This is a genomic window from Phocaeicola massiliensis B84634 = Timone 84634 = DSM 17679 = JCM 13223 (assembly GCF_000382445.1).
In the GTDB taxonomy this organism is placed as follows: Bacteria; Bacteroidota; Bacteroidia; order Bacteroidales; family Bacteroidaceae; genus Phocaeicola; species Phocaeicola massiliensis.
The window spans coordinates 44,342-58,677 of the sequence record NZ_KB905475.1 but is presented as its reverse complement, the minus strand read 5'-3'; the positions used below and the strand labels follow the sequence as shown (position 1 = coordinate 58,677).

The window sequence follows — 14,336 nt, the reverse complement described above, 5'->3', positions numbered from 1 at the left end:
GGTTTCTTATTGTCGGCTAAGGCTTTTTAAACGGAAGATTATTACAGTCTACGGCAATGGACTGTACAGTCCACTGTAGCAGACCGTACGGTCTACCGTAGCAGACTGTACGGTCCATTGTGGCAGTCTGTAGTAATCCGACTTATGGAAAGGCTTAATCTGAAGGGCGGGAATGCTTGTTCCGACTGATGTCGGAGCAAATTGATTTAAAAAAAGTGCATAAAGGATGCAACGTTTGCCCGGTCAGATACGTCTAACATATATAAAAACGATAATATTATGAAAAAAACAGTATCTATTTTTATGTTATTTGCCTTGGCGTTAGTATCTACAACGGTATGGGCAGAATCTTTGAGTGAGAGAATCAGAGCAAGTAAGAACAATGTGACAAAGGAAGTGAATGTGGGCGGTTTTGATGCGGTCTGCCTGAATGGAAGCAGCAAGATTATTTATACCCAAACTTCAGGGAAACAGGAACTTGAGCTCTCTGTACCGGATAACTTGCAGGATATTGTGCAAGTGTATGTAAAAAATCGTACCTTGATTATTGAGTTGAAAAAAGGATATTCCGTTTCTTTTGAGAATGGCGCCAGCCTGGAACTACGTGTAGCTGCACCCATGGTGAGAAGTGCAGTGATCAATGGTTCGGGTGATATTATCTTTGAAAATGGAGTTGACGTGAACCATGGCATTGACTGGACGGTGAATGGCAGTGGTGACATTGACGCCGACAAGGTGAAATGCCGTAAGATGAATGTCGCTGTCAACGGTTCGGGCGATATTGCCTTAGGTGATGTTTCGGGAGTGGAAATGAATATGGCTGTCAATGGTTCGGGTGATGTTGCTGTGAAGAGCATTTCGGCCGATAGAGTGAATAGTGCTGTCAACGGTTCGGGTGATGTGAATATAAAAGGTATTTCGGCTGATGAAGTGAATGGTACTGTCAATGGTTCGGGCGATGTTACGTTATCGGGCAAGTGTGCGAAAGCTAACTATTCGTTAAGCGGTTCCGGTGACATTGCGGGTTCTTACTTGAAAGCAAAACAAGCTACGGTTTATACGTCTCCGCGTAGTACCGGCGACATTTCGTGCTATGCTTCCGAAAAGATAATCATCAATAAAGAAGGCAAGAATAGCGATGTGTCTTACAGCGGAAACCCCCGTACTGTAGAAAAGAACAGCACGAAGGGCAGACACCATCGGCATTCCAATGATGATTAAAGAGTATAGTTGCCTTTTATATAGTCAAGGATACTGAAAAGCTCCTTTACTGTTTCGGCACGAAGCATGGCGATACGCGTTTCCTTAAAGTTGGGAATTCCTTTAAATATGGGAGATGCAGCCAGATGGCGGCGTACATGCAATATACCGCGGCGTTCGTCCAGCAGATTGACGCTGTCCAACACTTCCCGGCGGAGGACATCCATTTTCCAGTCGAAAGACAGAGGTGGGAGTTCTTCGCCGGTTTCTATATAATGCTTCACTTCTTTGAATATCCAGGGGCGTCCGAAGCTGGCACGTCCGATCATGATGGCATCTACTCCATAGAGGTCAAAACACTCTTTGGCACGTTGCGGTGTGGTTACATCTCCATTGCCGATGACAGGAATATGTATGCGCGGATTCTTCTTTACCTCGCCTATCAAGGTCCAATCCGCTTCACCGGTATACATCTGTGCACGTGTGCGTCCGTGGATGGTTAACGCTTCGATGCCGCAATCCTGCAACTGCTCGGCCAGGCTGACAATGATTTTATGGTCGTTGTCCCATCCCAAGCGTGTCTTCACGGTGACGGGAATCTTTACTGCATCCACCACGGCGCGGGTAATTTCCAGCATCAGCGGAATATTCTGCAACATGCCTGCGCCTGCTCCTTTGCCTGCGACGCGCTTCACGGGGCAGCCGAAGTTAATGTCCAGAATGTCAGGACGTGTTTCTTCCACTATCTTGGCGGCCTCTACCATTGTTGCCGTATCTTTTCCGTAAATCTGGATGGCTACGGGGCGTTCTTCGTCATTGATGTTCAGCTTTTGCATGGTTTTCCCTACCGAACGTATCAGGGCATCGGCCGACACGAATTCGGTATATACCATGTCGGCACCGAACTTTTTGCACATCAGGCGGAAAGCCGGGTCGGTCACATCCTCCATCGGAGCTAATAAAACGGGGTGTTCTCCCAAGTCTATATGGCGTATTTTCATATTCTAACAGTTATTTGGCTGCAAAAATACGGAAAAAAGCCTACCTTTGCACACACATAATCAAAAGAATAATGAAACCTTCTATAAAAGACTTTGAAATAATGGCTCCTGTCGGCTCGCGTGAGTCGTTGGCTGCCGCTATACAGGCAGGTGCGGACTCCATTTATTTTGGTATTGAAAGCCTGAATATGCGTGCCCGGTCTGCCAATACATTTACTATTAATGATTTGCGTGAGATAGCGCAGATTTGTGATGCGCATGCCATCAAGAGTTATCTGACCATCAATACTATTATTTATGACGAGGATATTGCCTTGATGCGTACAATTGTGGAGGCGGCAAAAGAAGCCGGAATCAGTGCTGTGATTGCTGCCGATGTTGCTGTGATGGCTTATTGTAATGAGATTGGACAGGAGGTACATCTCTCCACTCAGTTGAATATCAGCAATGCAGAGGCTCTGAAATTCTATGCCCGCTTTGCCGATGTGGTGGTGCTGGCACGTGAATTGAATCTGAAACAGGTGAAAGTGATTTATGATACTATCCGGAATGAACAGATAAAAGGGCCGAAAGGTGAGCCGGTCCGGATAGAAATGTTCTGTCACGGAGCGTTATGCATGGCAGTGTCGGGCAAGTGCTATCTCAGTCTGCATGAGATGAATGCGTCCGCCAATCGTGGCGCTTGCATGCAGATTTGCCGCCGTGCATACGAAGTGAAGGATAAAGAAAGTGATATAGAGCTGGAAGTAGACAATAAATATATCATGTCTCCCAAAGACTTGAAGACCATTCATTTCATGGATGAAATGATTGAGGCCGGTGTGCGTGTGTTCAAGATTGAAGGGCGCGCCCGCGGCCCTGAGTATGTACGCACGGTGGTGGAATGTTATAAAGATGCTATCCGTTCTTATCTGGAAGGTACGTTTACAGAGGAAAAGAAACAGAAGTGGGATGAGCGCCTGAAAACAGTCTTTAACCGCGGATTCTGGAATGGTTATTATCTGGGACAGCGATTGGGTGAATGGAGCAGGAATTATGGTTCCGAAGCCACCGAACGTAAAGTATATGTGGGAAAAGGCATTAAATACTTCTCCAATATCGGTGTGGCTGAGTTTCTGGTGGAGGCGGCCGAAATGAAGGTGGGTGACAAGTTGTTGATAACAGGGCCTACCACAGGTGCCGTATTCTTCACATTGGATGAGGCAAGAGTCGATTTGAAGCCGGTAGATGTGGTGCGGAAAGGTCAGCATGTTTCATTTAAAGTTCCCGAAAAGATACGCCCCAGCGACAAGCTTTATAAGTTGGTATCTCCCGAAAGCTTGAAGAAGAACTGAACGGGTTTATCAACGTTGGTATAGTAAATAGAGGATGATAGAAAAGATTTCATCTAAAATGTTTATCTTTGCAACTCAATAACAAATAAGTACTTACACGCTATGAATATAGAAGAAAAACTTACCGCGTCCATTATCAGCGCTATCAACATGCTGTACGGACAGGAAGTACCAGCAAAAATGGTACAGCTCCAGAAGACCAAGAAAGAGTTTGAAGGACACCTCACATTGGTTGTTTTCCCTTTCTTGAAAATGTCTAAGAAAGGCCCTGAACAGACTGCACAGGAAATCGGTGCATATTTGTGCCAAAATGCTCCTGAGCTGATATCTGCTTATAATGCGGTAAAAGGATTCTTGAACCTGACTATTGCCTCGGATTGCTGGATTGAGCTGTTGAATTCCATTCAGGCTCAACCGGAATATGGCATCGAGAAAGCTACTGAAAACTCTCCGCTGGTGATGATTGAGTATTCTTCTCCGAATACGAACAAGCCTTTACACTTGGGACACGTCCGCAATAACCTGTTGGGTAATGCGTTGGCAAATGTAATGGCGGCAAATGGCAATAAGGTGGTGAAAACCAATATTGTGAACGATCGTGGAATCCATATCTGCAAGTCTATGCTGGCTTGGCTGAAATATGGTAATGGCGAAACTCCCGAATCGTCAGGCAAGAAAGGCGACCACCTGATTGGCGATTATTATGTGGCTTTTGACAAGCATTACAAAGCGGAAGTAAAAGAGCTGATGGCTCAATATCAGGCAGAAGGGATGAACGAGGAAGAAGCTAAAGCAAAAGCTGAGGCTGAGTCACCTTTGATGCAGGAAGCCCGCGAAATGCTGCGTAAGTGGGAGGCTAACGACCCCGAAATCCGTGCGCTTTGGAAAAAGATGAATGATTGGGTGTATGCCGGTTTTGATGAGACCTATAAGATGATGGGGGTTGGTTTTGATAAGATTTACTACGAATCGAATACCTATCTGGAAGGAAAGGATAAAGTGATGGAAGGTCTTGAAAAGGGCTTCTTCTATCGCAAAGAAGACAATTCGGTATGGGCCGACCTTACTGCGGAAGGATTGGATCACAAGCTGCTGCTCCGTGGAGACGGAACTTCGGTGTATATGACTCAGGATATCGGTACTGCCAAACTTCGTTTTCAGGACTATCCTATCGATAAGATGATATATGTAGTGGGAAATGAGCAGAATTATCATTTTCAGGTATTGTCCATCTTGCTTGATAAGCTGGGCTTTGAATGGGGCAAAGGATTGGTTCACTTCTCATACGGTATGGTAGAATTGCCGGAAGGTAAGATGAAGAGCCGTGAAGGAACCGTGGTGGATGCCGATGATTTGATGGAAGCTATGATTGAGACTGCGAAAGAAACTTCAGCCGAGCTGGGTAAGCTGGATGGCTTGTCTAAAGAAGAAGCCGATGATATTGCCCGCATTGTAGGCTTGGGAGCTTTGAAGTATTTTATCCTGAAAGTGGATGCACGTAAGAACATGACGTTTAATCCGAAGGAATCCATTGATTTCAATGGCAATACAGGACCTTTCATCCAATATACTTATGCCCGTATTCGGTCGGTGTTGCGTAAAGCAGCCGAATCAGGTATCGCTATTCCCGAAGTGATTCCGGCAGGATTGCAACTGAGTACAAAAGAAGAAGGCTTGATTCAGATGTTGGCTGACTTTAAGACAGTTGTGAAGCAAGCAGGTACGGATTATAACCCATCTATTATTGCCAACTATACATACGATTTGGTGAAGGAGTATAATCAGTTCTATCATGATTTCAGCATTTTGCGTGAAGAAGACGAAGCACTTAAGATTTTCCGTCTGGCATTGAGCGCCAATGTGGGTAAGATTGTAAAGAGTGCGATGGGTCTGTTGGGTATTGAAGTGCCGGAGCGCATGTAAGCAGCTCACACGCAGGGTGTAATCTCAAAGCAGATGGCAAAAAAACAAAAATACTATGTAGTATGGAAAGGAGTCAGTCCGGGGGTATATCATTCCTGGACTGATTGCCAGTTACAGATTAAGGGTTATGAAGGTGCACTCTACAAATCCTTTGACACCCGGGAAGAAGCAGAACAGGCATTTGCTTCCTCTGCGTTCCATTATGTGGGAAAGAATACGGTGAAGAAAGAAGAAACTCCCCGGCAACTTCCCGAGAACTTTGATATGAATTGTTTGGCTGTCGATGCCGCTTGCAGCGGAAATCCCGGTCCTATGGAATATCGTGGGGTTTATCTTCTTACCGGACAGGAAATTTTTCATTTCGGTCCTGTATATGGAACCAACAATATCGGTGAGTTTCTTGCCATTGTGCATGCATTGGCATTGATGAAGCAAAAAAACATCAATATGCCTGTTTACTCAGATAGCCGGAATGCCCTGAGTTGGGTGAAACAGAAAAAATGCAAGACCAAGCTCGAACGTACGCCAAAGACCGAGGAACTATTTCAGATGATAGAGCGGGCCGAGAATTGGTTGAAAAATAATGCTTATACCACTCCCTTGTTGAAATGGGAGACCGACCGGTGGGGAGAGGTTCCCGCAGACTTCGGGCGGAAATAAAGATATCTATAATAATTTAAGGATATGAAGAAACGGATTGCTTATATCAGCCTGTATTTCTTTACGGTCTTACTGATATTTATTTTGCAGAAGCCATTATTTATGCTTTATAATGGCGCTATTGAAAAAGGATTCGGCTTTACTGATTTTCTGCACGTGATGATTCACGGGGCCGGTCTTGATGCGGCCATGACCGGTTATCTGACCGCATTTCCTTTCCTTCTTATATTAATTAGTATTTGGTTTCGGCGGTTTCCGTTGAAGAAAATCCTTTGGGGATATTATGCGTTTGTTGCCACTCTTGTCTCTGTTATATTTGTGGCAGACATGGGGCTTTATCCTTTCTGGGGCTTTAAACTGGATGCATCTGTTTTTCTTTATATTGATTCTCCCAAAGAGGCTTTGGCAAGTGTTTCGATTGGTTTCATCCTGCTGCGGGTGTTGGCGATAGTATTGCTTATTGTGCTGAATACGTGGATATTGCTGAAAATAACTCCTTCGGTATTAACTGCTGCGCGGAAGAGGGTGGCAGCCACAGGAGCCATGTTGCTGATAGGCGGCGTATTGTTTATCATTATCCGTGGGGGAGTTACCGAGTCGACTTCCAACGTCGGTCAGGTGTATTTCAGCAGCGAGCAGTTTTTGAATCATTCGGCTGTCAATCCTGATTTCAGTTTGCTTTCTTCTATGGGGAAATCGCAGGACTTTGCTTCTGAATTTAATTTCTTCGAAGAAGAAAAACGCGCCGGGTTGTTTGACGGGCTTTATCCTTCGACAGATGGAGACAGTATCATTGAGGTGTTGAATACAAAGCGCCCCAATATTCTTATCATTTTGATGGAGAGTTATGGAGGTACTTTTATCGAACCTCTGGGCGGTATTCCCGATGTAGCTCCTCATTTCAACCGCTTGACAGAAGAGGGCGTTTTCTTTACCAACTGTTATGCCAACAGTTTTCGGACTGACCGCGGTACTGTCTGTACCTTCAGTGGATATCTGGGACTTCCGACGGCCTCGGTCATGAAAATCCCGGCAAAGAGCCGCACTTTGCCTTCCATTGCAGAGGAATTGGTGAAAGCGGGGTATAAGACCGATTTTCTTTATGGAGGAGATATCAACTTTACCAATATGAAGAGCTATTTGTTGAGTAAGGGCTATCAGCGTCTTACTGCCGACAAAGATTTCTCTTTAGCCGAACAGACCAGTAATGCATGGGGAGTAAATGATGATATTACATTTGAGTATCTGTACAATCAATTGAAAGATAGAAAAGAAACTCCGTGGCACACGGCTTTTCTTACTCTGAGCAGTCACGAACCGTTTGAAGTTCCTTATCATCGCTTGGACGAACAGATTCCCAATGCCTTTGCCTTTACAGATGATTGCCTGGGCAAATTTATAGAGAAATTGAAACAGACTCCGGTGTGGAAAGATTTACTGGTTATCTGTTTGCCCGATCATGGTTTTTATTATCCCCGTGAAGGGCTGAACACTTCCCCCCGATTCTATCACATACCCATGCTGTGGCTTGGAGGAGCAGTGAAGCAACCGGTAAAAATAGACAAGATTATGAATCAGGCCGATTTAGCCGCTACTTTGTTGGGGCAACTGGGTTTGGATCATTCTTCTTTCAACTTCAGCCGTAATGTGTTGGGCAGTGATTACACCTACCCGTTTGCTTTTTATAGTTTCAATAATGGCTTTGCTTTCCGTGACAGTACGGGAGTGACAGTGGTTGATAATAATTCGGGAAATATATTGCTGGAGGAACCTGCCGGAACCAATACCCGTATAGACAAAGGCAAAGCAATTCTTCAAAGTGTATACGACGATTTGGGAAGACGATAAACGGTTTGTTATCCTTTCTCCTCCTTCTCCGGAGTGCCGGTACCCATGTGTAGGACATGAGAGCCCGGCAGCTTTTTTAATGTAATTGTTTGATTCCGAACGGTGTCTCCGTGATACCTGTTTTACGTGTATTACGACGGATATTGATATTCTTTTCTATCGATTCCTTTGTCTTGTAAGGGCGTTTATGATCCAGATGGAGTACGATGGCAGAATAGCGTATCTGTTTGGATTTGATTCCCAAGTTGAACATCCGTTCTCCGAACTCCCTGTCCTGTCCGCCATAATGCATTTCTTCGTTAAATCCATTGACGGTGAATATATCTTCTCTCCATCCGGAGGCGTTGCAACCGTTCCATGTGGCTTTGGTCGGGGTGATGGCGTTCATAAAACGCGTAAAAGTCTTATTCTTAATAAGCTTGGTACATTTGAAGTTGCATTTCATGTGCTGTTCTTTCAGCCAGGAGAGAGAGAAGGCATTCTCACTCTTTATATCGTTATAAGTAAGCTGTTTGCTGATATCCATCGGCAATTTGAAGTAGCCTCCCGATAGGAAATAACCCTTTTCGGCGTATGCGGCATGTGTGGCTATAAAGTCTTTGCGCGGAATGCAGTCCTGATCCGTGAATATCAGATAATCAGATTCGGAAGCCAGAATAGCACTGTTCAGGATTCGTGATTTCTGGAAGCCGTTATCTTCATGCCATACATGCTTGATAGGTAGTTTGTCTTTAAAACTTTCTATCAGCCGGCGGGTGTCTTCTTTGGAACCATCGTCGGCAATGACAATTTCATCCGCAGGATGTGTTTGAAAAAGATAGCCCCAGAGGACTTTTTCAAGCCATGCCGGGTTGTTGTAAGTAGAGATAATTACTCCGATACTGTAGGCAGAAGTTTGCTTCATAATTTATTGTTATGATATAATGTGGACAAAGATAGATTATTTCTTTGAAAAGAATAAAGGGTTCTACTTATTTTTACTACTTTTGTTGCCTGTAAGCCAATATGGGAGAACTAATAAACTAGAAAAAGATATAATGAAAACTATTTCTTTTAATAAGGTATGGCTGACCGGTAATGAAAAAAATTATATAACTCAGGCATTATCAGAAGGAAAAACATGTGGCAATGGTAACTTTACTCATAAATGTCAGTCTTTCTTTGAGGAAAAGCTTGGAAGTTGTAAATGTTTACTGACCACCTCTTGTACTGATGCACTTGAAATGTGTGCTATGCTGGCCGGCATTCAGCCCGGTGATGAAGTTATTGTGCCCTCTTATACTTTCGTTTCTACAGCCCTTGCCTTTGTGAGGCAGGGAGCCAGGATTGTTTTTGCCGATAGCCGTATGGATAACCCCTGTATTGACGAGCAGAAGCTGGAAGCCCTGGTAACTCCTCGTACCCGTGCCATTGTTCCTGTACATTATGCCGGAATAGCTTGCGATATGGATGTTATTCTGGCAGTGGCCGAACGCCATAATTTGCTGGTGATAGAAGATGCGGCGCAGGCAATAGATAGTTTCTATAAAGGGCGTCCGTTAGGCAGTATAGGTCATTTGGCCGCTTTCTCATTCCATGAAACAAAGAATATCCAGTGCGGCGAAGGTGGCTTATTGGCCATTAATGATCCCCGCTTTGTGAAGCGTTCCGAAATCCTTTGGGAGAAAGGAACGAACCGTGCCGAATTTTTCCGGGGTGAGATTAATAAATACGGCTGGGTGGATACAGGCTCTTCTTTTCTTCCGCCCGAGTATGTGGCTGCTTTCTTGTGGGCACAGCTGGAAGCATTGGACTCCATCCAGCAGAAGCGGAAAGAGATTTGGAATATGTATTATCAGAACCTGCAAGGCATTTCGAGCCTGTCGTTGCCTGTGTTGCCCGATTATGCAACAAATAATGCCCATGCCTTTTATGCTGTGTGTGCCACTCCCGAAGAAAGAACGGCATTAATCCGTTATCTGAAATCTCATGGTGTCTATTCTGTATTCCATTATTTGAGTCTGCACAAAAGTGATTTTGTGAAGAATCAAAAGTGGGAGGTAGAAGAGTTGCCACAGGCAGATAAATACACAGACTGCCTGGTGCGTTTTCCGTTGTTTTATGCTTTGGAGCCCGATGAAGTGAAGTATATCTGTGAACAAATCAAGTCTTTTTATACATCAGAGAGAGATGAAGCTTCATTTGGTGAACGATGAGAAGATTATCAATCGTACGATTGATGCCTTCGAAGAAGTGTTTCCGGGGGAGAATCTGTTTGTTGTGACCAATCGCACTTCTTCCTTTAAATGGGTAAGAAAGGAAACCAATGTACTTTCGCGGACAGAATTTTTTGCCCGCAAGGATGAGTTTTCGTTCTCTGAGGTCTATATTCATCTGCTCAATAAGCGTAAGATGGATGTTCTTAATAAACTGGATTTGCAGGGAGCGGTTGTCTATTGGATTGTATGGGGGATGGATTTGTATAATAAGCTGTTGGTCCCCAAAGGTTTCCGTATGATTGATCCCACTACTTCCTATTATAAAAGAAAAAATCGGCAGAATATGTTGTGGCGTCCGTTTGATAGATGGAAACAGCAATGGAATGCCCGAAAGACAATACGCTTCATCAAGCAGAAAGTGGATTATATTGTTACTGATACGACAGAAAACGATTATCAGTATTTAATGCGCTATTATCCGGAATTGCAATCAAAGCCTTGGAAAGATTTCTTTTACTATCCTTTGGACATTATTTTGGGTAAAGAGCTGATGAATAGCGAAGTCTGCGGCAACAGCATCATGATTGGCAACTCCGCTTCCGGCACTAACAACCATGAGTATGTGATGCGTATTCTGTCTAAGCTGGATATCGGTTCGCGACGAGTGATTGTTCCGTTGAGTTATTCGGGTAAGAAAGGATATGTGGACCATGTTCTTCAATCAGGCAGATTGCTTTTGGGTGAGAATTTTTCGCCGTTATTGGATTTTATGCCGTTGGACGAGTATAATCGTCTTCAGTCGGATGTCAGTGTTGCCTTGTTCGGCAATTGGCGGCAGGAAGCTATCGGAAATATTATTGTAGCACTCTATTTGGGAGCAAAAGTATTTCTTTCGCATGTAAATCCGGTTTATGAATGGGCACAGTCTCACGGGCTGACTGTTTATGAATTGGAGAAACTGTCACAAAAAGAGCTGGATACACCCTTAGACCGTGAAACGAAGTTGAAAAACAGGCAGATACTTTTGTCGCTCTATACCAAAGAGAGAATGTACCGTCTGATAAAGGACTTATCCGTCTGATTGTTATTCTATCTTATTTTCTAGGCAGACTATTGAGAAGTCTCTGTATTTTTACTTAATTTTGTACCCATCTCAACTTGGAACTTGATTTAGAGCATGAAAGATAAATTGCTAAGCAAGCAAGGATGGGTGATATTATTGATATGTATCATCTCCTTTTTTATTAATAATCGGGTTGTTGTGCCGGATATCATGGAAGCACGCAACATGGTAACCGCCCGTGAAATGGTACATGACGGCAATTGGCTGGTACCGACCATGAACGGAGATTTGCGTTTAGAGAAACCACCTTTACCGACGTGGCTGACTGCAGTGGCGGAGATGATTTCGCCCGACAATCTGGCTCTTCAGCGTGCGATGGCAGGTTTTGCAGCCATCTTGCTGGTTGCCTTCTTCTATCTCACGGCTGTGCAAGTGATGCGTAATAAGCGTTATGCCTTTATTTCCACCATTTTGCTTTGCACCTGTTACAATATTATTCTGATGGGGCGTACGGCCTCGTGGGACATTTATTGCCATGCATTTATGATGGGGGCGATTTATTTCCTTATCAGGGCATTTGCGGCCAAAGCCTGTTCTTGGAAAGACTTTACTTGGGCAGGCGTATTTATGGGGCTGTCGTTTATGAGTAAAGGTCCTGTCTCCTTCTATGCCTTGTTGTTGCCGTTCCTCATTTCTTATTGTTATATCTACCGGCCGTCGATGAAAGGGAAGTGGAAAGCTCTTGCGGTGATGATTGTTGTTTGTCTGATTGTTGGTTGCTGGTGGTATGCGTTTATCTATCTGTTTCATGGCGATGCCATGTCATACGTGGCAGATAAGGAGTCGGCAGCATGGATTAACCGGAATGTCCGTCCGTGGTATTACTATTGGAGCTTTTTCCTCGAAACCGGAGTATGGGCAATACTATTGCTTTCCTCCCTGTTTCTCCCGTTATGGTCTAAAGAAGACAGAAAAAGGAAAGAATATCTTTTCCCTTTGCTATGGATGCTCTCCACCGTTGTCCTGCTGTCGTTGTTGCCGGAAAAGAAAAACAGGTATTTGTTACCGGTATTAATGTCGGCTGCTTATACAATGGGGTATCTGATTATAGTCTGGGCAGACCGGTTGCGCTCTCCGCAAGCATCGAAAGCCGATAAAGCGGTGTATCGGGTCAATGCATGGCTGGTGGCAGTGGTGGTGGCTGTTTTGCCGATAGCCGGATATTGGTTTGTCTATCGTCCCGGCTATGTCTCCTTGCCGACGCTGGCTGTACTTTCGGTTCTGATTTGGGGGATAGCTGCCTGCCTTATCCGGTCGGCAGTAAGATTACAGCCGATTAAACTGGTTGGCGGAGTGCTGATTCTGTTCTTGTCGGCAGAATGCTTTATGCTTCCTTTATTGGGAAATGTCATTAACAACCCGGAGATGAAGAGTGTTTCCCGGACGCGGGATTTGGAAGAACTGAAAGATGTTCCTTTCTATTATAATCAAAAGGATGAATTAAGAATAGAGCTCGTTTATGCCGCCGGACGGAAGATTCGTCCGTTGGATATGGCACATGCGGATTCTGTAAAATCGGTTCTGCCTTGTGCCATACTCACTCACGGCAGAGCGGAAGAAGAATTGCCGGTAAAACTTTTGAGAAGTATTGATACAACATATATTGGACAATATGATGATAATCGCTGGGCAAAAAGCAGTAGCCGCTACAACGATAAGTTTGTTTATCATATAACTTTATTGAAGAAAAAATGAACAAGACAGCAAATTATTCATTGACTATTGTTATTCCTGTTTATAATGAGGAAGACAATATAAAACGTTTGCAGGAAGTAGTTGGTGCTTATCTGCCGGCATGTCCCGTGCCTGCATGTGCACTTTTTGTGAATGACGGCTCTAAGGACAGAAGCTTGGAACTTATTCAGGAAGCGTGCAAGGACACTTCGCATTTTTATTATATCAGTCTGAAACAAAACAGAGGCTTGTCTGCCGCCATGAAAGCAGGTATCGATACGGCCGAATCAAAGTATGTCGGTTATATGGATGCCGATATGCAGACCGATGTGCGTGATTTTGACCTGTTATTGAAGTATGCTCCTGAGTATCCCTTGGTGATGGGGATTCGTGCCCGGCGCAAGGATTCTGCGTTCAAGCGGATGCAGTCCAAGATAGCCAACTCCTTCCGCCGTATGATGACGCACGACGGAGCGACCGACACGGGCTGTCCGCTGAAAATCCTTCATACCGACTATGCAAAGCGTGTTCCGTTCTTTACCGGCATGCACCGTTTCCTTCCGGCATTGATACAGTTGCAGGACGGAGGCAAGTTTTATGAGATACCGGTGAGGCATTATCCGCGTCAGGCAGGCGTGTCGAAGTATCATCTGTGGAACCGACTGATTTCGCCGTTCAAGGACTGTTTTGCTTTCCGCTGGATGGCACATCGATATATCAACTACCAAGTGGGAGAGAATAACCTATGAGTATACTGATTTTCTGTATCGGCTTATTGGCTCAGGCTTGTTTTTCCGCCCGTATCCTGATACAATGGTTTCTTTCGGAAAAGAAACATGAGGTCATTTCGCCGACACTGTTTTGGGTGTTCAGTTTGATAGGCTCCTATTTGATGTTTTATTATGGCTGGTTGCGCAATGATTTTTCTATCATCGTGGGGCAGTTCATTTCGTTTTATATCTATATCGGCAATTTGCGTCTGAAAGGCGTGTGGCGGCGTATTCCCGTCCTGTTCAGGATACTGTTGGCAGTCACTCCTTTATTGGCAGCTATCGGTACATTGCAGGACAGCAGCCATTTTGTTGAGAACTTTTTGAAGAATGAAGATATACCTGTGTGGCTGATTGTATTCGGCACTGCGGGACAGTTTATTTTTACTTTCCGTTTCATCTATCAGTGGATTTATTCCAGCCGTAAACAGGTATCGGCGCTTCCGCCTACCTTTTGGGTAATCAGCCTCGTAGGATCTTGCATGATAGTGATTTATGGTGTGCTGCGCCATGACCCCATTTTGATTTTGGGACAATCCTTTGGGTTCTTGTCCTATATCCGCAACTTGATGATTGGTCATAAAAGTCAGAAAATAAAAGAATAA

12 protein-coding genes are annotated in these 14,336 nt (G+C 44.4%); 10 read left to right on the top strand and 2 right to left on the bottom strand.

What is annotated here, in order from left to right; translation table 11 throughout:
• Nucleotides 1–279 precede the first annotated feature (279 nt).
• On the top strand, nucleotides 280–1,221 hold the full coding sequence (locus HMPREF1534_RS01410) for a GIN domain-containing protein (protein WP_005944883.1): 942 nt from the start codon (nucleotides 280–282) through the stop codon (nucleotides 1,219–1,221).
• Here the strand turns inward: HMPREF1534_RS01410 and dusB are convergent.
• Nucleotides 1,218–2,201 (bottom strand): tRNA dihydrouridine synthase DusB, encoded by a 984-nt coding sequence (gene dusB, locus HMPREF1534_RS01415; RefSeq protein ID WP_005944880.1) that lies wholly within the window; start codon nucleotides 2,199–2,201, stop codon nucleotides 1,218–1,220. The genes HMPREF1534_RS01410 and dusB overlap by 4 nt on opposite strands.
• Before the next feature lie 71 nt (nucleotides 2,202–2,272).
• Between dusB and HMPREF1534_RS01420 the strand changes: the two genes are divergently transcribed.
• The 4 genes from HMPREF1534_RS01420 (at nucleotide 2,273) to HMPREF1534_RS01435 (ending at nucleotide 7,966) form a co-directional block, all read left to right on the top strand.
• Complete coding sequence (locus HMPREF1534_RS01420; RefSeq protein WP_018451824.1) at nucleotides 2,273–3,535, top strand: peptidase U32 family protein; 1,263 nt, start codon at nucleotides 2,273–2,275, stop codon at nucleotides 3,533–3,535.
• Nucleotides 3,536–3,637: 102 nt separating this feature from the next.
• Nucleotides 3,638–5,458, top strand: coding sequence for an arginine--tRNA ligase (gene argS / locus HMPREF1534_RS01425; protein WP_005944873.1), 1,821 nt, complete (start codon nucleotides 3,638–3,640; stop codon nucleotides 5,456–5,458).
• 33 nt (nucleotides 5,459–5,491) lie between these two features.
• A complete protein-coding gene (locus tag HMPREF1534_RS01430) occupies nucleotides 5,492–6,118 on the top strand; it encodes a ribonuclease H1 domain-containing protein (RefSeq protein ID WP_005944870.1) in 627 nt (208 codons plus the stop codon).
• A 24-nt stretch (nucleotides 6,119–6,142) separates the two neighbouring features.
• Nucleotides 6,143–7,966 carry an LTA synthase family protein gene (locus HMPREF1534_RS01435; protein ID WP_005944867.1) on the top strand — a complete coding sequence of 608 codons (1,824 nt, stop codon included), beginning with the start codon at nucleotides 6,143–6,145 and terminating at the stop codon, nucleotides 7,964–7,966.
• Between the two features lie 76 nt (nucleotides 7,967–8,042).
• Here HMPREF1534_RS01435 and HMPREF1534_RS01440 read toward each other — a convergent pair whose 3' ends face one another.
• A complete protein-coding gene (locus tag HMPREF1534_RS01440; RefSeq protein ID WP_005944861.1) occupies nucleotides 8,043–8,870 on the bottom strand; it encodes a glycosyltransferase family 2 protein in 828 nt (275 codons plus the stop codon).
• Between the two features lie 133 nt (nucleotides 8,871–9,003).
• Between HMPREF1534_RS01440 and rffA the strand changes: the two genes are divergently transcribed.
• From rffA to HMPREF1534_RS01465, 5 genes are all read left to right on the top strand, one after another.
• Nucleotides 9,004–10,161, top strand: a complete 1,158-nt coding sequence (gene rffA, locus HMPREF1534_RS01445; protein ID WP_005944859.1) for a dTDP-4-amino-4,6-dideoxygalactose transaminase — start codon at nucleotides 9,004–9,006, stop codon at nucleotides 10,159–10,161.
• Nucleotides 10,136–11,245: a TDP-N-acetylfucosamine:lipid II N-acetylfucosaminyltransferase family protein gene (locus HMPREF1534_RS01450; RefSeq protein WP_005944856.1), complete on the top strand. Its 1,110-nt coding sequence runs from the start codon at nucleotides 10,136–10,138 to the stop codon at nucleotides 11,243–11,245. Before rffA ends, HMPREF1534_RS01450 begins: the two co-directional genes overlap by 26 nt.
• A 96-nt stretch (nucleotides 11,246–11,341) precedes the next feature.
• Nucleotides 11,342–12,982 (top strand): ArnT family glycosyltransferase, encoded by a 1,641-nt coding sequence (locus tag HMPREF1534_RS01455; protein ID WP_005944853.1) that lies wholly within the window; start codon nucleotides 11,342–11,344, stop codon nucleotides 12,980–12,982.
• Nucleotides 12,979–13,710, top strand: a complete 732-nt coding sequence (locus tag HMPREF1534_RS01460; RefSeq protein WP_005944850.1) for a glycosyltransferase family 2 protein — start codon at nucleotides 12,979–12,981, stop codon at nucleotides 13,708–13,710. Before HMPREF1534_RS01455 ends, HMPREF1534_RS01460 begins: the two co-directional genes overlap by 4 nt.
• Nucleotides 13,707–14,336 (top strand): lipid-A-disaccharide synthase N-terminal domain-containing protein, encoded by a 630-nt coding sequence (locus HMPREF1534_RS01465; RefSeq protein ID WP_005944847.1) that lies wholly within the window; start codon nucleotides 13,707–13,709, stop codon nucleotides 14,334–14,336. The genes HMPREF1534_RS01460 and HMPREF1534_RS01465 overlap by 4 nt, the downstream gene beginning before the upstream one ends.